We start from the raw sequence: 21,966 nt of genomic DNA on the forward strand, positions 1-21,966 counted from the left end.
GTGGTGGATGGGGCGGGGTTGGCGTATGTGATGTATACGTCGGGGTCGTCGGGGGTGCCGAAGGGTGTGGGGGTGACGCATGGGGGGTTGGCGAACTATGTGGGGTCGGTGTCGGGTCGGTTGGGCTGGGGTGGGGTGGGGGCTCGGTATGGGTTGTTGCAGCCGTTGGTGACTGATCTGGGGAATACGGTGGTGTTTGCGAGTTTGGTGTCGGGTGGGCGGTTGTGTGTGGTGGATCCGTCGGTGGTGGTGGATGCGGAGGCGGTGGCGGGGTTCGTGGGGGAGGAGCAGATCGACTTTGTGAAGGTGGTGCCGTCGCATTTGGCGGCGTTGGGTGGTGTGGTGGGGGTGGGTGCGGTGTTGCCGGCTGGGTCGTTGGTGTTGGGTGGTGAGGCGGCGTCGGCGGGGTGGGTGGATGAGTTGGTGCGGGTGGCGGGGGATCGGGCGGTGTTCAATCATTACGGTCCGACGGAGACGACGGTGGGGGTGGTTGCGGGTCGGTTGTCGTCTGGGGTGGTGGCTGGTGGGGTGGTGCCGTTGGGTCGGCCGTTGGCGAATACGCGGGTGTTCGTGCTGGATGGGGGTTTGGGGCCGGTGCCGGTGGGTGTGGTGGGTGAGTTGTATGTGGCGGGGGTGCAGTTGGCGCGTGGGTATGTGGGGCGTGCGGGGTTGACGGGGGAGCGGTTCGTGGCGTGTCCGTTCGGGGTGGGTGAGCGGATGTATCGGACGGGGGATCTGGTGCGGTGGCTGCCGGATGGGCAGTTGGTGTTCGTGGGGCGGGCCGATGAGCAGGTGAAGGTCCGCGGGTTCCGGATCGAGCCCGGCGAGATCGAGGCCGTCCTACGGAGTCACCCGCAGGTCGGTCAGGTGGCAGTGGTGGCTCGTGAGGATGTTCCCGGGGACAGGCGACTGGTGGCGTACGTGGTTGCGTCCGATGTGGATGGTGCGTCCGATGCGGATGGTGGGGTGTCCGCGGGCGGCGCTGTTCGTGAGTACGCGGAACGGCGGTTGCCGGACTACATGGTCCCGGCGGCGGTCGTGGTCCTGGACGAGCTGCCGCTGACCCCCAGCGGGAAACTCGACCGCCGGGCGTTGCCGGCGCCCGAGAGGACGCAAACCGCGAGAGTTCCGGCAACCGCCCGGCGAGTCACCCCCACCACAGCCCTCGAACTGCTGCTCTGTGAGGTGTTCGCCGACGTACTCGGCGAGCCGACCGTCAACGTCGACGACAACTTCTTCCAGCTCGGCGGTAACTCCCTGCTCGTCATCACGCTCATCGCACGGTTGCGGAAGAGAGGCGTGTCCCTTTCCGCGCGCGCGGTGTTTGCCGCGCCGACGGTCCTCGGCCTGATCTCCCAGATGAGCCTCGCTTCGGTGCGTGACTCCGTGAACATCGTTCTGCCGATTCGTACCGAAGGCAGTCGGTCGCCATTCTTCTTCATCCACCCCGGAGGCGGGCTCAGCTGGTGCTACATGCCGCTGGCGCAGTTCGTCCCGGCGGACATTCCGCTGTATGGACTGCAATCTCCCGGCCTTGACGGCACCAGCCCGCTTTTCGGCTCCGTGACGGAAATGGCGGCAAGCTACGTCGAACAGATCCGAGCGCTGCAGCCGGCCGGCCCTTACCATCTGCTCGGCTTCTCGTTCGGCGGGGTCGCCGCGCACGAGATAGCCGTGCAGTTGGAGGAAGCCGGAGAAACCGTCGCCGCGTTGGTCATCATGGATACCTATCCCGTTCCCGAAGACCAAGGCGAATCCGCTGGGCGACCCCGGCTGCCGGAGCAGTCGGCGAATGAGGTCGGCGAGGATACGGAAGCCGAACTGGACAATTGGGCCGACAAGTTCCGTGAGGAGAACGGCGCCCTTCTCGGCGGGATGTCGGACGAAGAGCTGAGGCGCGGGATTCGAGTCGGCAGAAACAACGTCCATATCAGGAGGACGCACAGGTCCGGCGTGTTCCAGGGCGACGCTCTGCTCTTCATTGCCGAGGATTCGCGCGAGCGTGAATCCGGTGGCCATCTCTGGGAGCCGTATGTGCAGGGGCGGATCACGGAGGTCTACGTTCCCTGCACCCATACGAACATGGTCGAGGCCGACATGCTGGGCCACATCTGGGCCGCGGCAGCGGCATGGCTCGAAGCCAGGGGGAGCCGAGCCGCGGACGGCACCGCCTGAGCCGACCATCGGACAAACGACACCGCCTGAGCCGACCATCGGACGGACGGCACCGCCTCAGTCGACCATCGGCCGGCACGGCAAGGCACGGCAAGGCACGGCAAGGCACGGCAAGGCACGGCAAGGCACGGCAAGGCACGGCAAGGCACGGCACAGCACAGCACGGCACGGGCACGACACGGCGCCGAGCCGACGACGACACACCCACCCCACCCATCAACGTCTGTCGGCAGTTGCTTGACAACCCCTCAGATATAACCGTTAGATGTGTGGGCTAACGGTTATATCTGAGAGGTGTGTGAGGGGAGCGGCGATGCAGCAGGAAGTCGTGCTCGCGATGCTGGCCAAGGAGCCCTCGCGGGGCTACCAACTGCGTGCGCGTATGCGTGACGCTCTCGGTCCGCTCGGTGACGCGATGAACGCCGGGCAGATCTACGTCACGCTGACCCGGCTCGAAAAGGCCGGACTGGTCACGGTCGAGAGATCCGCCGATGGGGCCGACCGGCCTGATCGCAAGGTGTACGCGCTCACCGCCGCCGGCCAACAGCGAGTTGCCGAGTGGATCAACGAGGTGAGCTGGCCGCGGCCCGACCTCGCCGTGTTTCACCTCAAGCTGATCGCGGCCGCGTCCGCGCGGCTGGCCGACCCGCTCACGATCGTCGGCGCCCAGCGCCGCGAACTTCTGCGCCGGTTGCGTGACGCTCAGTACGCCGCCATGGCCGAGCCGGAGAGCTCGGACGCGGCGTTGTTGTTGGAAGGCATCGTGCTCCGGCTTCAGGCGGATCTGCGCTGGCTCGAGGCATGTGAAAAGAACTGGACCCACCAAAGGAGCGGATCGTGAACGACGCCACCGACATGCCGGTGCTTCGCGCCAGCGGGGTGCGAAAGGAGTACGGCAAGGGCGAAGGATTGGTGCGCGCCGTTGACGGAGTCGACATCGATATCGTCGCGGGTGAGACCGTGGCGATCATGGGCCCCAGCGGCTGCGGAAAGTCCACGCTTTTACATCTGCTCGGAGGGCTCGACCGGCCTTCGGGTGGCGAGGTTTTACTCAACGGCCGCCGTATCGACAACATCAGCGAAAAGGCCCTGGCTCGGCTGCGCCGCACTGACCTCGGCTTCGTCTTCCAGTCCTTTCATCTGATGGAGGAGCTCACCGCCGTCGAGAACGTCGAGCTGGCGGCACTGCTTGCGGGCCGCTCGCCACGGGCCGCGCGACGGCGTGCGGAGGAGCTGCTGGAGCAGGTCGGGCTCGCCGGCCGGGCGCGTTTCCTGCCCTCCGCGCTGTCCGGCGGCCAGCGGCAGCGGGTCGCGGTCGCCCGGGCTCTGAGCAACGAACCGGCCGTGGTCCTCGCCGACGAACCGACCGGAAACCTCGACAGCGCCGCCACCCTGGACGTGCTCCAGCTTTTCGAGGGCCTGCACAAGTCCGGTCAGACGCTGGTCATCGTCACCCATGACGAGCGGATCGCGGCGACCGCCGACCGCTTGATCTCGATGCGCGACGGTGCGTTCATGGACGAGACCAAGTTGACCGGTGGCACCACCGGACAGCTTCGCCCCTTCGTCGGGCTGGGGGACTGAGGGCGATGGGCCGCATCCTGCTCGTGAGCCGCCTCGCCCTGCGCGACCTGCGGCGGCGCCGCACCGAGGCGGTGCTTCTGCTGCTCGCCATCCTGGCGGCCACCACGACGTTGACGCTTGCGCTCGTCCTGCGCGACGCGGCCAGCGACCCGTACCAGACCACCCGGGAGGCCACCAACGGGCCCGACGTCGTCGCCAGCGGCCAGCTCTCCCCCCTCGAGACACTGGCCGACAAGCCCGGCGTCGTCGGCCACAGCGGGCCGTTCCCGGTCACGGCGGCCAAGTTCGAGGCATTCGACAAGACGTCGGATGTGCAGGTCGTGGGGCGTGACGCCGCGACCGCGTCGGTCGACCAACCCGAAGTGACCGCAGGCGACTGGGTCAGTGAGGGCGGCGTGGTGCTCGAAGCGGCCTTCGCCAACGCGCTCGACGTCGGCATCGACGATCAGGTCACGCTGGACGGCCGGTCGTTCGAGGTGGTCGGTCTCGCGGTCACCGCAGCCATGGCGCCTTATCCCGGGTCGTCATGTCTCGTCCCCCAGGGGTGTGTGAACGGCAGCACCGAGGGTGCGCCCGCGGCGGTGTTGCACGACCCCGGACTGGTCTGGCTCACGCAGGCGGACGTCCGCAGCCTCGCCCCGAGCACCGACTCCCTGTCCTACGTGATGAATCTGAAGCTGGCCGACCCCGAGAGCGCTGAGGCTTTCGTCGGTGCGAACGGCGCCGCCGGTCCCCGGGGTATGCGCATGCAGCCCTGGGAGAGCATCCTCGACGACGCGACCGAGCTGGCCAAGGACTCCCAGATCCTGCTGCTGATCGGCACCTGGCTGCTCGGTCTGCTCGCCGTGGCCAGCCTGTCGGTGCTGGTCGGAGGCCGGATGGCCGATCAGACCAGGCGCGTCGGGCTCCTCAAGGCGGTCGGTGGCACGCCGGGCCTCGTCGCTTCCGTACTGCTCGCCGAGTACGTCCTCGTGGCCGTCGTCGCAGCCGCGGGCGGGTTGGCGATCGGTACGCTGACCGCTCCGTTGCTCACCGAGTCCAGCGCCGGCCTCGTCGGCAGCGTGGGCACACCGCCGATGACCCTGTCCACGGCCGCTTGGGTGCTCGCCGCGGCACTCGCGGTCGCGGTGGTCGCCACCGCCGTGCCGGCCGTGCGCGCGGCCCGTTCCAGTACCGTCAACGCGCTGGCCGACGCCCCGCGCCCGCCGCACCGCATGGGTTGGCTGATCGCGCTCTCGGCGCGACTGCCCATCTCGTTGCTGCTCGCGTTGCGGATCGCGGCCCGCCGACCGCGGCGGGTGCTGCTGGGGGCGGCCATCATCTTCATCACGGTCAGCGGGATCTACGTCCTGCTGATCCTCAACACCTTCCTCGACACCCAGACGCTCACCGGCGGATACGACGACGCCCAGGCGAAGGTGTTGCGTCATGTGCTCCTCGTTTGGTCGGTCATCCTGCTCTCCCTGGCCGCGGTCAACGCCATCGTCATCACCTGGGCGACGGTGCTAGACAACCGGCATGCTTCGGCGCTGACGCGCGCCCTGGGCGCGACCCCCGGTGAGGTGAGCACCGCACTGGCGGCCGCGCAGGTGCTGCCCGCGGCCGTCAGCGCGGTCCTGGGCGTCTTCCCGGGAGGCATCGTCCTGTTCAGCGCGATCAACTCGTTCGCCGGCGGCGACGGCGACCGGGCGACACTCCCCTCGCTCTGGCAAGCGGTCGCGCTGGTGGCGGCGACTCTGCTCGTCGTGGCGGTGCTCACCGCCGTGCCCGCCCGGCTCGGCGGCCGCCGTCCGGTGACCGATACTTTCTGAGTTCGAGAAAGGTGCCACCGGCCCGAACCCGGCCCGAAACCCGGCCCGAACCCGGCCCGAAACCCGGCCCGAACCCGGCCCGAAACCCGGCCCGAACCCGGCCCGAAACCAGGCCCGAACCCGGCTCGAAACCTGGCCCGAAACAAGGCCCGAACCCGGCCCGAAACCAGGCCCGAACCTGGCCCGAACCCGGCCCGAAACCCGGCCCGAACCCGGCCGCTACTCGAACAGTGGCCGGGTTCGGGTCCCGGGGCGTCGGTCGGTCGACGACCACAGAAATTCTCCCGCGTGCAAATGCGCAGTCACCTCAGTTGGACACCCCCGCCGGGTAGTTCCACACCTCGGTAACGGGCAACTCCCCACCGGCCAGGCACCCGCCGCGCACCAGGCGGGTGTCCCGGCATTGACGGACTTCCCGGGCTGAGATGTGATGGTCGAGCCGGATGCACGGACCCGGTAATGCGGGGCTTTGCCCGAGCGGTGACGTCGACATTTGTTTCAAGGGAGGGAAGCAGATGGGCAATGGCAACGAGCCGGTGTTTCTCCGCTCGAATGCGATCATCGAGCCACTCGTCGACCGGTTTTACGCGTGGTTGCACATCGTTGCCCCGGTGCAGGGGGCGATGAACCTGGCAAATGTTCAAGTGCCCCTGCTCGAATCGTATCTGCACTCCCCGAAGGTGCATGTCGCGGCCAGCACCAACCCCGAGTTACGCGGCGGATACTTCATCGGAATCGGGGAGGACCGCAGCGCCGAGGTAGCCGCATTGCTCGACGGCATCAAACGCGAACGGGCGGACATGCTCGACTTCGCCGCCGCGGTCGCCGAAGCAGAAGAACTGCTGCGGCAGAGCGCGACCGGTTTCGACCTCACGCCGTTCTACCCGAAGCTGCCGGCGGCGCTCAACGGCCTGGTGGAGTTGGTTTACGACACCAATAACCAGGCGTCCATGCGCTACGTGGAACCACTCACCTACCACAGCCCGATCTACGACGTGCAGCGCCAATCGGTGCAGCTGTCGCTCGACGACGGGGTCGAACGCCCGTTCATCCTGGCCACGCCCCGGCTGCCTTCCCCGCAAGTCATCGACCTGCCCCATGCGTTCACGCATCCGGGCCTGGACGAGCTCTTCAAGGCCAGGACGCAGGCCACCACGACGGCACACCTCCGCGAAGCGCTCGAACTCGACGACGCGCAGGCGGCTCAGCTCGACACACTGCTCGCCCCGGCGCCGAGCCTGGCCCAGGACCGGCACATCGAGCGCGGCGGCCGGATCCGCTACTTCGGGCACGCGTGCCTGGTGCTGCAGACACCGGACGCGGCCATCGTGACCGACCCTTTCATCAGCACCGACAACCGGGCCGGCGACCGATACACGCTCGACGATCTTCCGGACCACATCGACCTCGCCGTCATCACCCACGGACACCAGGACCACATCGTCCTCGAGACCCTGCTCCAGCTGCGCCCGCGGCTCGACGCGGTAGTGGTGCCGCGCTCCTCCCGAGGCAACCTCTGCGACCCCTCGATCGCGCTGTACCTGCGCCACCTGGGGTTCTCGGTGATCGAGGTGGACGACTTCGACGAAGTGTCCCTGCCCGGCGGCGCCAAGCTGGTGGCCACGCCGTTCCTCGGCGAACACTGCGACCTCGACATCCGCGCCAAGTCGACCTACATGGTCCAGCTGGCCGGATCGTCGGTGTTCATCGGAGCGGACTCCTCCGGCATCGATCCCGTTCTCTACCGGTACATTCGCGAGCAGTTCGGCAAGGTCGACAAGGCGTTCCTCGGGATGGAATGCGACGGAGCCCCGCTGACCTGGCTCTACAAGGGTCTGCTGACGCGGCCTGTGACCAAGAAGATGAGCGACTCGCGCAAGCTGTCCGGGTCGAACGCGCAGCAGGCTGCCGCGATCATGACGGAACTGGGCGCCGACGACGCGTACATCTACGCCATGGGCGAGGAGAGCTGGCAGGGCCACGTCATGGCGACGACGTACAACGAGGACACCTACCAGCTGAAGCAGATCGACGAGTTCCTGGGCTGGTGCTCGGACCACGGCGTCACCGCCGAGCATCTGTTCAACAAGCGAGAGTGGATCTGGTAGGTCACCCGACATGGCCTACCTGCACACCAACGGCATCCGGCTCGCCTACCAGCGCTCGGGGCAAGGCGAGAACGTACTGCTGATCATGGGTTCGGGAGCGGCCGGCCATGTCTGGACCCTCCATCAGACGCCGGTGTTGCACCAGGCGGGATATCGGACGGTTGTGTTCAACAACCGGGGTGTCCCGCCCTCGGACGCCCCCGCGGGCCGGTATGCGCTCGAAGACATGGTCGCCGACACCAAGGGGCTCATCGAAGAACTCGACTTGGCGCCCTGCCGGATCGTCGGCACCTCGCTGGGCGCGATCGTCGCACAGGAATTGGCGATCGGCTGGCCGCACCTGGTGCGGTGTGCCGTCCTGATCGCCACCCGGGCCAGGCCGGACCGGATCCGGAAGGCACAAGTGGCGGCAGAACGAGCGCTGTTGGAGAGCGGCGTCCGGATTCCTCGGAGTCATGACGCCGTCACCACGGCGCTCCAGATGCTGTCGCCGACGACGTTGAACGACGACGCGGCAGTGTCCTCATGGCTGGAGATCCTCGAGCTGAGCGGCGAGAGCGCCACCGGCCAAATGTGGATCGACACGTTCACGGACCGGCGCGACACACTCCGCGCCGTCACCGTGCCGTGCCGGGTCATCGCGTTTTCCGACGACCTCATAGCGCCGCCGCATCTCTGTGCCGAAGTGGCCGAGGCCATTCCGGACTGCGACTTCGTGGAGATCGCCGACTGCGGGCATCTCGGATACCTCGAGCGCCCCCACGAAGTGAACACGGCGATCATCGAGTTCTTGGAGAAGAACTAGGCGCGCAGTTCTCCCGCCGGCGCCGAAGAGAATTCAGTCACGGCCGAGATCACGACAGCGGGAGATTTCCGCGGGACGAAGGGCCTCGTAACGTGTCCATGAGAGGTGGCCCGAACGCGAATTCCATGAGGATGCCCTTGGACCTTGACTCGGTCAGGCGTCACAAGATAAGTCCCGGAACGTTGCGCCGAGCTGTTCAGTACGCCACCGCCTATCGCGGTTCGCTGCTCTTGCTGCTGCTGACGACGGCACTTCACGCGGGAGCCGCCGCCACGGGACCGCTCATCCTCAAATTCATCATCGACGACGGCCTCACACCCAGGCGGCTCACGGTCGTCACGACCTTGTCGCTGCTCCTTGTCGGGATCGCTCTGGTGGACGCGGTGGCGATCTACTGCCAGACCTTGCTGTCGGCCCGGGTGGGACAGGGCGTGCTCTACGACATGCGTACCGAGGTGTACGCACATGTACAGCGGCAGGCACTCGCGTTCTTCACCCGAACCCAGACCGGCGCCCTGGTCAGCCGGTTGAACAATGACGTCATCGGGGCCCAGCAAGCGGTGACGACCCTGCTGTCCCAAGCGACGTCCACCATACTGACGCTCGTCCTCGTGCTCCTCACGATGGTCTATCTGTCGTGGCAGATCACGCTCATCGTGCTGGCGATGATTCCCCTCTTCCTGCTGCCGACCAAGGCGATCGGGCGGCGGCTGCAGCGATTCACGCGACGGCGCATGGAACTCGACGCGGAGATGGCCTCGTTGATGAACGAGCGGTTCAACGTGTCCGGGGCGATGCTCGCGAAGCTCTACGGAGAGCCGCGGCGCGATGCCGACGCGTTCGCCGACCGGGCGGCCGACGTACGCGACGTCGCCACCGCCCAGATGGTCTGGGGACAGATGCTCGTCGTGGTCTTCACCGTGCTCACCGCGGTGACTTCCGCCATGGTGTACGGATTCGGCGGCAAGCTCGCCGTCGACGGCGAGCTCGAGGTGGGCACACTCGTGGCCCTGGCGACCCTGCTGCTGCGGCTGTTCGGTCCGATCAACCAATTGTCCAGCATGCACGTCCAGGTCCTGGCCGCACTGGTCAGCTTCGACCGCATCTTCGAGGTGCTCGACCGCCGTCCGCTCGTCGAGGAGCGGGCCGGTGCCTGCCCGCTGCGGGTCGCCGGAGCCGACGACGGTAAGGCCCCGGACATCGAGTTCGACCGGGTCTCCTTCCGCTTCCCGACCGCCGACGAGGTGTCGCTCGCCTCGCTGGAGTCGATCTCCTTGCCCTCGCTGGAGCGGCCCAACGAAGCGCCGATCCTGCGGGACGTGAGCTTTCGCGTCCCCGGGGGGCAGCTGACCGCGCTGGTCGGGCCGTCCGGGGCGGGGAAGACGACGATCAGCCAGCTGGTGGCCCGTCTCTACGACCCCAGCTCGGGGACGGTGCGGATCGGCGGCGAAGACGTGCGGGACGTGACCCTGCGATCCCTGGGCGAGACGGTCGGCGTCGTCACGCAGGACGCGCACCTGTTCCACGACACGATCCGGGCCAACCTGCTGTACGCGCGCCCGGACGCGACCGAGCGGGAGCTGGTCGACGTATGCGACGCGGCCCGGGTCTGGGACGTCATCTCCTCGCTCCCCGACGGCCTCGACACACTGGTCGGCGAGCGCGGCTACCGGCTGTCCGGCGGGGAGAAGCAGCGCATCGCCCTGGCCCGGCTGCTGCTCAAGTCACCGCCCGTCGTCGTACTCGACGAGGCCACCGCGCACTTGGACTCGGAGTCCGAGCGAGCGATCCAGCGCGTGCTCGACACAGCCCTGGCCGGCCGGACCTCGCTGGTGATCGCGCACCGGTTGTCCACCGTCCGTCAGGCGGACCAGATCCTGGTCGTCGACGGCGGCCGGATCAAGGAACGCGGCACCCATGAGCAGCTGCTGACCGCCGGAGGGCTGTACGCGGACCTGTACAGCATCCAGTTCTTCCACCAGGCCGAGGATCCCGTACCCGGCCACTCGGCCCCGCTGGAGGAGGGCGGGCTCGGCTAGGAGAGGCGTGCAGAGCTGCGAGGCCGGGGAGGCCGGACAGTCCTAGGCCATCGCGACCAGGACCCGGCGGGTGCCCTCGAACGGACGCCGACCGTGTGCGGCGAGGACGTTGTCGATCAGCAACACATCGCCGGCCCGCCAGTCCACGTCGACGGCGTTCCGCAGCCCGCGATCCTGGATCTGTTCGACATGGGAGTCCGGGATCGGGGTGCCGTCGGCGAACGTCACGTACTGCGGGAACTCGTCCGGTTCGAGGATGTCGTACAGGTCGGAGGCGGTGTTGTCGCCGAGTCCCGCCGGATGCCACTGGTCCGCCTGGTTGAACCAGACCGTGGCGCCGGTGACCGGGTGTGTCGTGGTCGCGGCCCGGTGCTGGGTGATGCGGATGCCGTCCTGGCTCCATTCCCACTCGGCCTCGGAGGATGCGAGGAACTTCTCGACGGTGGTGCGGTCGTCGGTCTCGAAGGTGTCCTGCCAGCTCTTTCCGAAGCCGAATCCGTCATGCAGATTCTGTACATACCGGATGCCGCCGGCGAACGCCCCACGGATTTCGGCGTCGAGTGAATCGAGCCACCGCTCGGCGTCGAGCACGGGAGTCGCACCCCCGCTCTCCGCGGCCTTCTCACAGTAGAAGGCGAGGCGGGCCGGCCAACGGCGGGCGTAGCTGAGCTCGTTGTGCATGGAGATGGTGAACTGCGGCGGATATTCGGTGGACGTGTAGAGGTTGCGGCCCACCCGAGTACGCGGCGAGTTCCCGTGAACGTAGGGGAGGCGGCCCGGAACCAGCCGGTCGAGCACCGCCTCGACGGACGCGGGCGTGATGCCGAAGTCCCGGAATACCAGCGCCTTTCGCGTGACGAGCAGCTCCGTGAGCCCATCCGGGCCCAGGTCGGCGAGCCAGCCGACCAGATCCCGCGTGCCGGCGGACTCGCTGGTGATCTCGTGCGGCCCCCAGGGCCGGCCGACCTCTGCGGCGCTGTCCATCCCGGCCTCCGATCCCGGTACGCCCAGGGAGGGGCGGGCGGCCCGATGGCCGTGGTGGAATACGCAGCCGAACTGCTCCCTGAGACATGGCGGTCAACGGTCGTCAGTGTCCCTCATAGGCCAGACCCTGACCAGCGTGAATTCCACTCGCTCCGATGTGGTCATGGTGGCTTCCGGAAAGACCGAATAAAGTCGGCGGCGTCGACGAGTCGTCTGTTCTCGTCTTGTCCAACTGCGGCCCGGACGTCGGTTGTACGGCACCGACGGAGCGACGTGACGCACACGGCGTCCTCGGAGAGAATGGCCGCGACAGCCTTGCGGAGTGTCCGAGAGCCGGGCGCCGTGAACGCGGCGTCCACAGATCAGTGATGAAAGGCGGTGCGATGGTGAATCCTTTCGAGGATCCCGACGCTATGTACCTGGTCCTGGTAAACGACGAAGGTCAGCATTCGCTATGGCCGAGCTTCATTGATGTACCGGACGGCTGGAATGTGGTTTTCGGCGAGGCCGGGCGCCAGGATTGCCTGGACTACATCGAGAAGTCGTGGACCGACCTGCGGCCCAAGAGCCTGATCGCCGCGATGGAGAAGGACTGACTCGACCTCGTACCGGCGGACGGCGCCGGTGTCTCGTCATGCAGCCGGTGAGCGTCGTGCCATGACGCTCACAGGACCACGAGGCACTGGGCCTCCGCAGTCGGACGAGGAACTACTTGCGGCACTGAATGTACAGGCCGATCGCGGGAGTGCCCCATGATCAGATCAGTAGTTGTCGTCGGCGGCGGCACGGCGGGTTGGATGAGTGCCACCTATCTGAAGGCGGCGTTCGGCGACCGGCTCCGAGTCACCGTCGTCGAATCCGACCGCATTCCCACCATCGGCGTGGGCGAAGCCACCTTCAGCACGGTCCGTCACTTCTTCGAGTACCTGGGCCTGGACGAGCGGGTCTGGATGCCGCAGTGCGGTGGAAGCTACAAGCTGGGTATCCGGTTCCAGGACTGGGCCATGCCCGGGCGCCACTTCTACCATCCGTTCGAACGCCTTCGGGTGGCGGACGGGTTTCCCATGGCGGACTGGTGGCTGCAGATCGGTGACCGCAACCAGAGCTTCGACCGCCAGTGCTTCATCACCCCGACCCTGTGTGAGGCCCAGAGAGCGCCCCGGATGCTGGACGGGCAACTCTTCGTCGCCGATGCGGACCGGTCCCTCGGCCGCTCGACACTGGCCGAACAGCGCGCGCAGTTCCCTTACGCCTACCACTTCGACGCGGCCAGGCTCGCACTGTTCCTCACCCGGTTCGGCGTCGAGCGCGGCGTCCACCACATCCGCGACGACGTGCTCGAAGTGGGCCAGGACGAGCGGGGCTGGATCACCCATGTGACCACCCGGGACCACGGTGACGTGGCCGGTGACCTCTTCATCGACTGCACAGGCTTCCGCGGCCTGCTGATCAACCGGACGCTGCGGGAGCGATTCCTCTCCTTCCAGGACGTCCTTCCCAACAACCGTGCCGTGGCCCTGCAAGTGCCGCGCGACCAGGAGCGGGACGGCATCGACCCCTACACGACCGCGACGGCGATGCCGGCGGGATGGATCTGGACGATCCCACTGTTCGGGCGGAACGGCACCGGATACGTCTACTCGGACGAGTTCTGCTCGCCGGACGAGGCCGAAGCGACCTTGCGCGCCTATGCGGCACCGGGGCAGGAGGGCCTCACCGCCAACCACATCCAGATGCGGATCGGCCGCAACGAGCGTTCCTGGGTCAACAACTGCGTGGCCATCGGCCTGTCCAGCGGGTTCGTGGAGCCGCTCGAGTCGACCGGCATCTTCTTCATCCAGCACGGAGTCGAGCAGCTGGTGCGGCACTTCCCCGACCGGCGCTGGGACCCGCAGCTCGCGGCGGCGTACAACCAGCGGATCAACCACGCCATCGACGGTGTCAAGGAGTTCCTCGTCCTGCACTACCGTGCCGCGCAGCGCGACGACAGTCAGTACTGGAAGGAGGCGAAGGTCCGGACGATCCCGGACGGGCTCAACGAGCGCCTGGCGATGGCCTCCAGCTTCCTGCTGGACGACGAGACCATCTACCCCCGCTATCACGGCTTCGAGACGTACTCGTGGAACACGATGCTCCTCGGGCTCGGTCACGGGCCGAGCCGCCCACGACCGGCTCTGTCGTTGATCGACCGGACACGGGCCGCCGAGGAGCTCGCCCGGATACAGGCGGACGCCCAGAACTGCGCCTCCCGCCTGCCGAGTTGCTACGAGTACCTCGCATCGATCAACTGAACCTTCGATCAACTGAACCCACGGACAACCACCCGGTGGTGTGCCGGACAACCACCCGGTGGCGTGCGGGGTCTCCTCTTCAGGAGACCCCGCTTCCGTCTTCACACATCTTCGTGAGCGCCGCCCGGTCGACCTTTCCGTTCGCGGTCCGGGGCAACTCGGCGACCAGCCGCAGCGCATCGATCACCATGTACGTCGGCACGTGAGCGGCGCACTGTGCCTTCAACCCGAGAGTCGTGGGCCGCTGACCCTCCACCGGGACGACGACCGCGTGGATCCTCGCGGCCAGCCCCGTCCCGGCGATGACCACGACCGCCGAGTCCACCGCTGGGTGCGCGGCGAGCACGGCCTCGATCTCGCCCGGCTCCACCCGGTGACCGCGTACCTTGATCATCTGGTCGCGGCGGCCCACGTACTCCAGATTGCCGTCCGCTCCGATCCGGCCGAGATCACCGGTTCGGTACGCCCCGTCCTGGCGGGTGTGGCCCCAGTAACCCAGCATGACGGTCGGCCCCTCGACGATGATCTCGCCGAGTTCGGCGCCGGGCGGGTCCAGCCGCACCCGATCGGAGCTGCAGGCCGTGCCGATCGGCAGCGGCCGGGTCCTGGTCAGGTCCCGCGACGTCACCTCGTACGACGTGCAGACGTTCGTCTCGGTCGGGCCGTACCAGTTGAACATCCGCACCGCGGGCCATGCAGCGCGCATGCGCACCACATCGGCGATCGGGAAGGATTCGCCGGCGAAGACGCAGACCCGCAGGGACGGCGGCGGCCCCTGGTCGAGCAACCCTCCGTCGCCCGCCATCAACTGAAGCGCCGACGGCACCGAGTACCACACCGTGATGTCGCGATCGAACAGAAACCGGGTGAGGGCTTCCGGCGCGTAGGACAGCGCCGCGGGTATCAGATCGACGCACGCACCGGCGTGGAACGCGCCGTACAGGTCGAACACCGACAGATCGAAGTTGAACGGCGCGTGGTTGGCCAGCCGGTCGCCGGACACCAGCCCGGTCTCGGCCGCGGCCCAGTCCACGAACGCCAACGCGTTCCGGTGGCTGATGCACACCCCTTTCGGCTCTCCGGTCGAGCCGGAGGTGTAGAGGATGAACGCGCAGTCGTCCGGCGCCGCCGCGATGTCGGGGACGGGAGCGCCCGGTCGGTCCGGTATCGCGCGCAGGTGTGCGAGGGTCATGGACCGCGGGTCGCCGTCGAGCGGTTCCTCGGTGAGGACGACGGCCGCCGTGCAGCCGTGCGCGATGCGCCGCACCCGCGAGGCCGGGTTCGACGGTGTCACCGGTACGTAGACGGCGCCGAGCCGGAGCGTCGCCTGCATGGCCGCGACCGTGTCGACGCTCTTCGAGGTCCACAGCACCACCCGGTCGCCACGGCCGACCCCCGAGGCGGCCAACGCGCGCGCATACCTGTCGGCGAGCTCGTCCAACTCCCCGTAGGTCGCCGTGGTGTCGCCGTCACGCACGGCCGGGGCCCGGGGAGTGCGCCGGGCCGCGTCGCGGACCAGGGCGGGCAGGAGGACCGCAGGGGGGCGATTGCTCATGTCGTTGCACTCCCATCGATTGCCGGTTGTCCAAACGGCGTCTGCTTGTCCGCGCCGGAGCGCAGTACATAGTGTTTTCCACATGCGGACGCCGGGGTTGTTCCTCCACGGCACAGGTGTGTGTCTCGCCGATCGGGTCGCCGTCTCCGACGCCGTGGCCGCCGGATGGTACGAGCCCGACGAGGCCGAGGCGACCGGATACGTCAGCGTTTCGGTCGCCGGCGACGTACCGGCGCTCGACCTCGCGCGCGTCGCGGCAGAACAGGCGCTCGGCCGCGCGGCGGTACCCGCTGTGTCGCTCAGTCACCTGTTTCACATCGACGTCTACCACTCGGGGCCCGAAGGCTGGCTGCCGTACACCTATCTGCAGCGGCGGCTGGGTGCCGGCGACGCGTTCGCCACCGGTGTCAGACAGGGCTGCAACGGCATGTTCGGCGCGCTGGCGCTGGCCGACGCCGCCCTGCGAACCGCACCCGCCGGCAGTGCCGCGTTGCTCGTGTCCGCCGACAACTTCGACTCGCCGTTGCTCGACCGGTGGCGCTGCAACCCCGGCATGATCATGGCGGACGGCGGCGCGGCGCTGGTGCTCAGCCGAGCACCCGGCTTCGCCGAAGTCCTGTCCGTCGCGTCGGTGACCTTGACCGACCTGGAGGCCCTGCACCGGGGCAGCACACCGCTTCATCCGGCAGACATGACGCTCGGCAGGCAGCTGGACTTCGGCGCGCGGTTCGCGGAGTTCGCCGCCACGGGCGGATTCGGACCGGGCAGCGGACTGGAGTTCGTCCAACGGTTCGTGGGTCTCGTCGACCGGCTGCTGGACGAAGCCGGAGTCGAACTCGACCGGATCACACGCGTCGCGTTCAACCACGCAGGCCGCGAAGTGGTCGAGGACAGACTGGGGCCGCTGGGCGTGCCGTTGAAGCAGACCACCTGGGAGTTCGGCAGCACCGTCGGTCATGTCGGCGCCGGCGATCAGGTCATCGCGTTCGATCACCTGATGGAGAGCGGCGAGGTCGGACCCGGTGCGCATCTGCTCCTGCTCGGTGTCGGCCCCGGTGTCAGCATCGTCGGCGCGGTGCTCCGCCTGACCGCCGTGCCGCCATGGCTGTCCTGACAGGCCGGCCCTCGCCGACCGACAGGACCGATCGTTGGAGGCCCCATGGAGTTCGGCTGGACGCCACAGCAGCGAGCCCGGTACGACGCGGCACTCGCCCTTGCCCGGCAGCGGCTGCCGCCGGAGACCGGCACGCCGGGCATCGCGTCCGAGCCCTGGCGGACACTGGGTGAGCACGGGCTGCTCGGAGCCAGCGTCGACGCCAAATACGGCGGCGCCGGCCTCGGAGCCCTCGACACCGCCCTGCTGTTCGAGGCGTTCGGCCGCGGCTGTCCGGACACCGGTCTGGTGTTCGCCGCCGCCGCGCACCTGTTCGCCTGCGCCATGCCGATCGCCGAGTTCGGGGCGCCGGCGCTGCGGGAGCGGCTGCTGCCCGACCTGTGCGCCGGCAGGTCCATCGCGGCGAACGCGATGACCGAGCCGGAGGCCGGCTCCGACGTCTCGACGCTGGCCACGACGGCCACACCGACCGACGGCGGATACCTCCTGAACGGGATCAAGAGCTTCGTCAGCAACGGCCCGGCCGCCGACGTGTTCGTCAGCTACGCCACCACCGACCCGACCGCCGGTCACTTCGCGCTGACCGCCTTCGCCGTGGAGCGCGGTGCGGCGGGGATCAGGGTCGGCGAACCGTTCCGGAAGCTCGGCATGGCGTCCTGCCCGGCGAGCGAGGTCGAATTCATCGACTGCTTTGTGCCGCACGAGAACGTTCTCGGCGAACGCGGCCAGGGCTCGGTCGTGTTCCAGGAGTCGATGCTGTGGGAGCGCACCTGCCTCTTCGCGCTGTACGTCGGGCTCCAGGAGCGCCTGATCGACCAGGTCGTGGCGCACGCCAAGGAGCGCAGCCAGTTCGGACGCCCGCTGCGTGAGTTCCAGTCGGTCACGAACCGGATCGTCGAGATGAAGCTGCGTCTGGAGAGCGGCCGCCTCCTGCTGTACCGCGCCTGCTGGTCGCTCGACCGCGCGGAGCCCGACCCGTTGGGCTCCGCGCTGTCCAAACTGGCCGTCTCGGAGGCCGCGACGGCCAGCGCGGTCGACGCGGTCCAGCTCCTCGCCGGCCGCGGCTACCTCAGTGAGTACGGCGCCGAGGCCGCCCTGCGCGACGCGCTGGGCGGCACGATCTTCTCCGGCACGTCCGACATCCAGCGCCAGATAGTGGCCCGGGAACTGGGACTCTAGGGCGGGGCCGGCCGACCGCGCGCCGGACCGGCCCGACGCTGTGCGCACCGGCTCAGAACAGGGCCGCGGTAGCGGGCGCCTTGAGGTTGCCGAGACGGCTGTGCCACAGATGATCGGGGTCCGCCTCGACGGCGGCGACGAACTCCCTCATCGCACCGAGCGCGGGCGGTTCCTCACCGTCGTAGACATCGCCCTGCAGCATCCGGATGACGTCCTGGCGGTACCGCGGATCGTCGATGAACGCGGTGAAGAGGATATTGAGCCGGTAGTAGACCGAGATGAAGTCGTACCAGCTGTTCACCCCGCGTCTGAGGACATTCACGTAGTTGTCGAACCGCGCTCGGCGGAAGTCGCCGGCTTCGGCGGCGGCGATGATGTCGGCGGCGGCGAACCGCGCGCTGTTCATCGCGACGCTCACACCGCTGGAGAAGATCGGGTCGACGAACCGGGCCGCGTCGCCGATGAGCAGCATGCCGTCACCGGCGATCTGACGCATGCCGTAGCTGTAGTCGCCCTCCGACTTGAAAGGCCGCAGCCGTTCACTGGTGCGCAGCGCGCCGAGCAGGTCGGGGCGGCTTCCGACCGAGTCCCAGAAGAACGTCTCCAGGTCGTCCTTGGCGGCCTTGAACCGTGCCTTCTGGGTCACCACACCGACGGAGGTGATGGTGTCGGTGATCGGGATCTGCCAGACCCAGGTGGCTTCCAACGGCAGAAAGTGCACATGGATGTAGTCGGCCTGCGCGGGGTCGCGGGCCAGGCTCGCCCGATCCAGACCCTCGAACCACGAGTGGATGGCATATTGGTTGAAGACCGGATCGGGCACCTTCAGCTTGAGCTGGCTGCCGAGTTGGGTCTGCCGGCCGCTGGCGTCGACCACCATCCGCACCGGGATCGGCGTCGTCGTGCGACCCATGTTCACCTGTAGGACCGGGCGGGCCGGTTCGCTGAAGTCGACCCGGTTCACCCGTACACCGCTGAAGACCGACGCACCGAGGTCCTCCGCGTGCTTCAGCAGGATGAGGTCGAACTGGCCCCGGTCCACATGCCAGGCGTAGACGCGGTCGACACCGGCCTGCTCGCGCTCGTGATAGCTGACTTCGGCGACGCCCCAACCGTGCGAACCGGCGTGGAAGTCCAAGGGACTCGTCGGCCGGTTGTCGGACGAGGTCCAGGCCGCGCCGTACTTTCGCGGGAACCCGGCGGCCTCGATCTTGGCGGTCACTCCGATGTCGTGCATGACCGGAATCACCGCCGGGACGAGGGACTCGCCGACGTGCTCCCGAGGAAAGACCGACGACTCGAACACCGCGACGTCGAGACCGGCCCGGGCCAGGTAGGAGGCGATCGTCGAGCCGGCCGGACCGCCTCCGATCACCCCTACGTCGTACTGGACGTCCTCAGGCACCGATGCCTCCATTCGCACTGCTCACGGCCGATCCGTCGACGGCAGGGACCACGGGGTGACCGACCACCATGCCGGTGATCGTCGCCAGATCCCGGAAGTTGCCGGCGGTCATCGAGGCCGGCCCCAGCCGCACGCCGAATGTCTCGCGGATGTAGGCCACCAGCCGGGACGTCTCCAGCGAGTTGAGCACCCCGAGCTCCAGCAGCGGAGTGCGGTCGGTGAGATCGGGCGCGTCATCCTCGCCGAGCAGCCGCTCGGAAACGTACTTGGTCAGGACGTCCAGCACATGCGTGTAGCGATCCCCAGACATCGAACCTCTCCCCATCGCGGCCCTTCCCGGTAGGCGAGGGTAGAACGCCGCCCATGGTCGCGGCACTTGTGCAACTGACGCGCATTGCTCAGTTGGACATCCGGCGGCATTCGTCGCATCGCGCGACACTGACGCCGTTCTCGCAGGAAGGATGGGACCGTGTCCGTTGCACAGAACGGTGCACAGCGCGACGTATTGGAGACAGTGCTCGTGCACTGTTGGGAATCGGCGCTGCGCCACGAGCCGATCGATGTACACGACGACTTCTTCGCCATGGGCGGCCACTCGCTGGTCGCGATGCGGATCGCGCATCGACTACGACGGACCTTCGACGCCCCGGTCGACTACGTCATGGTGCTGGAACGCCCGACCGTCGCCGGGTTGGCACAAGGCCTGCGCGACTGCGGCTTCACCACACCTGAAGTGGACCGTGCCGGCCGGGAGTATCTGCTCACGCACGGCCTGCCGGCCCCGGATCCGCATTGACGCGGTCGACGCTCCGCACCCTCGCGATCAGGACGGTGTCACTCCAGGCGGGCGCTGTTAGTCTGCCTGCGCCCGGCCGGCCCGCCATCGCACATGAGATGCCCAGGGCATGTGTGCCGGACGAATCTGCTCACACGATCGCGGAGTGCCCGGTGGACGGCGTACGCCCCACCGATGACTGCAGGTGGGACGACGGACTCGGGGAGCGGTGATGGATGTGTCCGGGGGCGAGCTGCAGGAGCTGACGGCCGGCCAGTTGGGCGTGTGGAACGCCCAGCAGTTGGAGCCGGACAGCGCCGTCTTCAACGTCGGCGAATACGTCGACATCCGAGGCCACTTGGACGTCGACGTCTTCGCGGAAGCGCTCAGACATACGTTGGCCGAGGCTGAGGCCTACCGACTGCGCCTCCGCGTGGTGGACGGGGTGCCGCGGCAGTACGTCCACCCGGTCGGCGACCAGCCGCTCCAGGTGATCGACCTCAGTGCCACACCTGATCCGCAGGCGGTGGCGCAGGACGCGATGCGCTCCAGCATCGCCCGGCGGACGGAGCTGACCGACGCCCCACTGTCCAGCCACATCCTGTTCGTGCTCGGGCAACGGCGATTCCTCTGGTACCAACAGCTGCACCATGTCGTCGTCGACGCCTACAGCTTTTCGCTGTTCGTCTCCGCGGTGGCCGACGCCTACGACGCGCTGTCCGCGGGACGGCGGCCGATCAGCGGTGAGCTCGAACCCGTTTCGGCTCTGATCGACGCGGACCGCGACTACCGGGGCTCGGAGCGGCAGCGCCGGGACCGCGAGTTCTGGTCGGCCACGCTGACGGACCTGCCGGAGACCGGCCGGCCGAGACTACGCCACCCACGGCTGCCGAGCGCGGTCGGACGCCACCTGCGGCCCATCGATGCCCCTGCCGCGGCCTCCCTGCGGGCAGCCGCGGCGGGATTCGGCACCAGCCTCGGAGGTTTGGCGGTCGCCGCCGGCGGCCTGCATCAGTACCGCATGACCGGCGAGCGAGACATCGTGCTCGGTGTGTCCGCGCTCGGCCGGGAGACCGGGGGCGAGCTGGCCGCCGTGGGCATGGCCACCAACGTGCTTCTGGTCCGGGTCCGGATCGACCCGCGAGAGTCGCACGGAGACTTCGTGCGACGGATCGCGCGGACGGTGCACACGGCGGCGCGGCACCAGCGGTACCGGTACGAGGACGTGCTCCGGGACCTGCGGGCTGTCGACCGCCCGCAGCTGTTCCAGCTGAGCGTCAACGTCATGTCGTTCGAGTACCCGGTCCGCTTCGGAGACTGCACCGCCGTCGCCCGCATCGTCAGCTCCGGTCCGACCTACGACCAGCAGGTCAACCTCTACGACCGGGCTGGCGTCGCCGAGCTCGCGGTCGAGAGCGAGGTCAACCGGGATCTTCACGACGACGCCACCGCCGAGGACCTGGCACACCGCTATGTCATGGCGCTACGGGCGTTGACGGAAGCGGCGCCGGACGAGCCGATCGGCCGCATCAGCCTGCTCGGCGACGAGGAACGCCGTCGGATATTGGTCGATTGGAATGCCACGGCCCGGCCTGTTCCGGAGCGGGTCGTGACGGTGCATGGGTTGTTCGAGGCTCAGGTGGTGCGGTCTCCGGATGCGGTGGCGGTGGTGGGTGACGGTGTTGAGCTGACGTATGCGGAGTTGGATGCGCGGGCGAATCGGCTGGCGCGTTATCTGGCGGCTCAGGGTGTGGGTGTGGAGTCGGTGGTGGGGGTGGTGATGGAGCGTGGGGTTGATGTGGTGGTGGCGTTGTTGGGGGTGTTGAAGGCGGGGGCGGCGTATCTGCCGATCGATCCGCAGTATCCGGTGGACCGGATCGCGCTGATGCTCGCCGACAGCAATGCGGCCCTGGTGCTGGGCACTCGCGAGGTGCTCGACGACCTGCCGGCCGGGCAAGTGCGGATGGTGGCGGTGGACGAGCCTTCGGTGGCTGCGGTGATCGCTGGGTGTCCTGATTCCGCTCCGGGGGTGGTGGTGGATCCGGGGGGGTTGGCGTATGTGATTTATACGTCGGGGTCGTCGGGGGTGCCGAAGGGTGTGGGGGTGGTGCATGGGGGTGCGGTGAATTTGGCGGTGGCGC

The 21,966-nt window shown here is 68.1% G+C and carries 17 protein-coding genes; 13 read left to right on the forward strand and 4 right to left on the reverse strand.

Annotation, left to right across the window (positions count from 1 at the left end):
* From ACWCPF_RS44210 to ACWCPF_RS44240, 7 genes are all read left to right on the forward strand, one after another.
* On the forward strand, positions 1-2,175 hold a 2,175-nt coding region (locus tag ACWCPF_RS44210), incomplete at its 5' end, for an AMP-binding protein (protein WP_451050817.1).
* A gap of 313 nt (positions 2,176-2,488) precedes the next feature.
* A complete protein-coding gene (locus ACWCPF_RS44215) occupies positions 2,489-3,016 on the forward strand; it encodes a PadR family transcriptional regulator (protein WP_451050818.1) in 528 nt (175 codons plus the stop codon).
* Positions 3,017-3,030: 14 nt separating this feature from the next.
* Positions 3,031-3,759 (forward strand): ABC transporter ATP-binding protein, encoded by a 729-nt coding sequence (locus ACWCPF_RS44220; RefSeq protein WP_451050831.1) that lies wholly within the window; start codon positions 3,031-3,033, stop codon positions 3,757-3,759.
* A gap of 5 nt (positions 3,760-3,764) precedes the next feature.
* On the forward strand, positions 3,765-5,570 hold the full coding sequence (locus ACWCPF_RS44225; RefSeq protein ID WP_451050819.1) for an FtsX-like permease family protein: 1,806 nt from the start codon (positions 3,765-3,767) through the stop codon (positions 5,568-5,570).
* Positions 5,571-6,013: 443 nt separating this feature from the next.
* Positions 6,014-7,678, forward strand: coding sequence for an MBL fold metallo-hydrolase (locus ACWCPF_RS44230; RefSeq protein WP_451050820.1), 1,665 nt, complete (start codon positions 6,014-6,016; stop codon positions 7,676-7,678).
* Positions 7,679-7,688: 10 nt separating this feature from the next.
* Positions 7,689-8,483: an alpha/beta fold hydrolase gene (locus ACWCPF_RS44235; protein WP_451050821.1), complete on the forward strand. Its 795-nt coding sequence runs from the start codon at positions 7,689-7,691 to the stop codon at positions 8,481-8,483.
* Positions 8,484-8,581: 98 nt separating this feature from the next.
* Positions 8,582-10,522, forward strand: a complete 1,941-nt coding sequence (locus tag ACWCPF_RS44240) for an ABC transporter ATP-binding protein (protein WP_451050832.1) — start codon at positions 8,582-8,584, stop codon at positions 10,520-10,522.
* 42 nt (positions 10,523-10,564) lie between these two features.
* Here ACWCPF_RS44240 and ACWCPF_RS44245 read toward each other — a convergent pair whose 3' ends face one another.
* Entirely contained in the window at positions 10,565-11,506 is a 942-nt protein-coding gene (locus tag ACWCPF_RS44245) for a TauD/TfdA family dioxygenase (protein WP_451050822.1), read from the reverse strand.
* Between the two features lie 383 nt (positions 11,507-11,889).
* On the opposite strand from ACWCPF_RS44245, the gene ACWCPF_RS44250 reads away from it, so the two are divergent.
* Together ACWCPF_RS44250 and ACWCPF_RS44255 are read left to right on the forward strand one after the other, a co-directional pair.
* Positions 11,890-12,102, forward strand: a complete 213-nt coding sequence (locus ACWCPF_RS44250) for an MbtH family protein (RefSeq protein ID WP_451050833.1) — start codon at positions 11,890-11,892, stop codon at positions 12,100-12,102.
* Positions 12,103-12,258: 156 nt separating this feature from the next.
* A complete protein-coding gene (locus ACWCPF_RS44255) occupies positions 12,259-13,797 on the forward strand; it encodes a tryptophan halogenase family protein (protein WP_451050823.1) in 1,539 nt (512 codons plus the stop codon).
* A 79-nt stretch (positions 13,798-13,876) separates the two neighbouring features.
* Here the strand turns inward: ACWCPF_RS44255 and ACWCPF_RS44260 are convergent, their stop codons facing one another.
* Positions 13,877-15,352 carry an amino acid adenylation domain-containing protein gene (locus ACWCPF_RS44260; protein WP_451050824.1) on the reverse strand — a complete coding sequence of 492 codons (1,476 nt, stop codon included), beginning with the start codon at positions 15,350-15,352 and terminating at the stop codon, positions 13,877-13,879.
* Here ACWCPF_RS44260 and ACWCPF_RS44265 point away from each other — a divergent pair.
* Together ACWCPF_RS44265 and ACWCPF_RS44270 are read left to right on the forward strand one after the other, a co-directional pair.
* Positions 15,351-16,466, forward strand: a complete 1,116-nt coding sequence (locus tag ACWCPF_RS44265) for a ketoacyl-ACP synthase III family protein (RefSeq protein WP_451050825.1) — start codon at positions 15,351-15,353, stop codon at positions 16,464-16,466. The genes ACWCPF_RS44260 and ACWCPF_RS44265 overlap by 2 nt on opposite strands.
* Before the next feature lie 45 nt (positions 16,467-16,511).
* On the forward strand, positions 16,512-17,645 hold the full coding sequence (locus ACWCPF_RS44270) for an acyl-CoA dehydrogenase family protein (protein WP_451050826.1): 1,134 nt from the start codon (positions 16,512-16,514) through the stop codon (positions 17,643-17,645).
* 52 nt (positions 17,646-17,697) lie between these two features.
* Here the strand turns inward: ACWCPF_RS44270 and ACWCPF_RS44275 are convergent, their stop codons facing one another.
* Both ACWCPF_RS44275 and ACWCPF_RS44280 read right to left on the reverse strand, forming a co-directional pair.
* Positions 17,698-19,050 carry an NAD(P)/FAD-dependent oxidoreductase gene (locus ACWCPF_RS44275; RefSeq protein ID WP_451050827.1) on the reverse strand — a complete coding sequence of 451 codons (1,353 nt, stop codon included), beginning with the start codon at positions 19,048-19,050 and terminating at the stop codon, positions 17,698-17,700.
* Complete coding sequence (locus tag ACWCPF_RS44280; RefSeq protein ID WP_451050828.1) at positions 19,043-19,360, reverse strand: acyl carrier protein; 318 nt, start codon at positions 19,358-19,360, stop codon at positions 19,043-19,045. Before ACWCPF_RS44280 ends, ACWCPF_RS44275 begins: the two co-directional genes overlap by 8 nt.
* Positions 19,361-19,519: 159 nt before the next feature.
* Between ACWCPF_RS44280 and ACWCPF_RS44285 the strand changes: the two genes are divergently transcribed.
* Positions 19,520-19,846, forward strand: a complete 327-nt coding sequence (locus ACWCPF_RS44285) for a phosphopantetheine-binding protein (RefSeq protein WP_451050829.1) — start codon at positions 19,520-19,522, stop codon at positions 19,844-19,846.
* A 211-nt stretch (positions 19,847-20,057) separates the two neighbouring features.
* Positions 20,058-21,966: condensation domain-containing protein (locus ACWCPF_RS44290; RefSeq protein WP_451050830.1), on the forward strand; the 1,909-nt coding region annotated here is incomplete at its 3' end.

Source organism: Streptomyces sp. NPDC001858 (genome assembly GCF_053594615.1).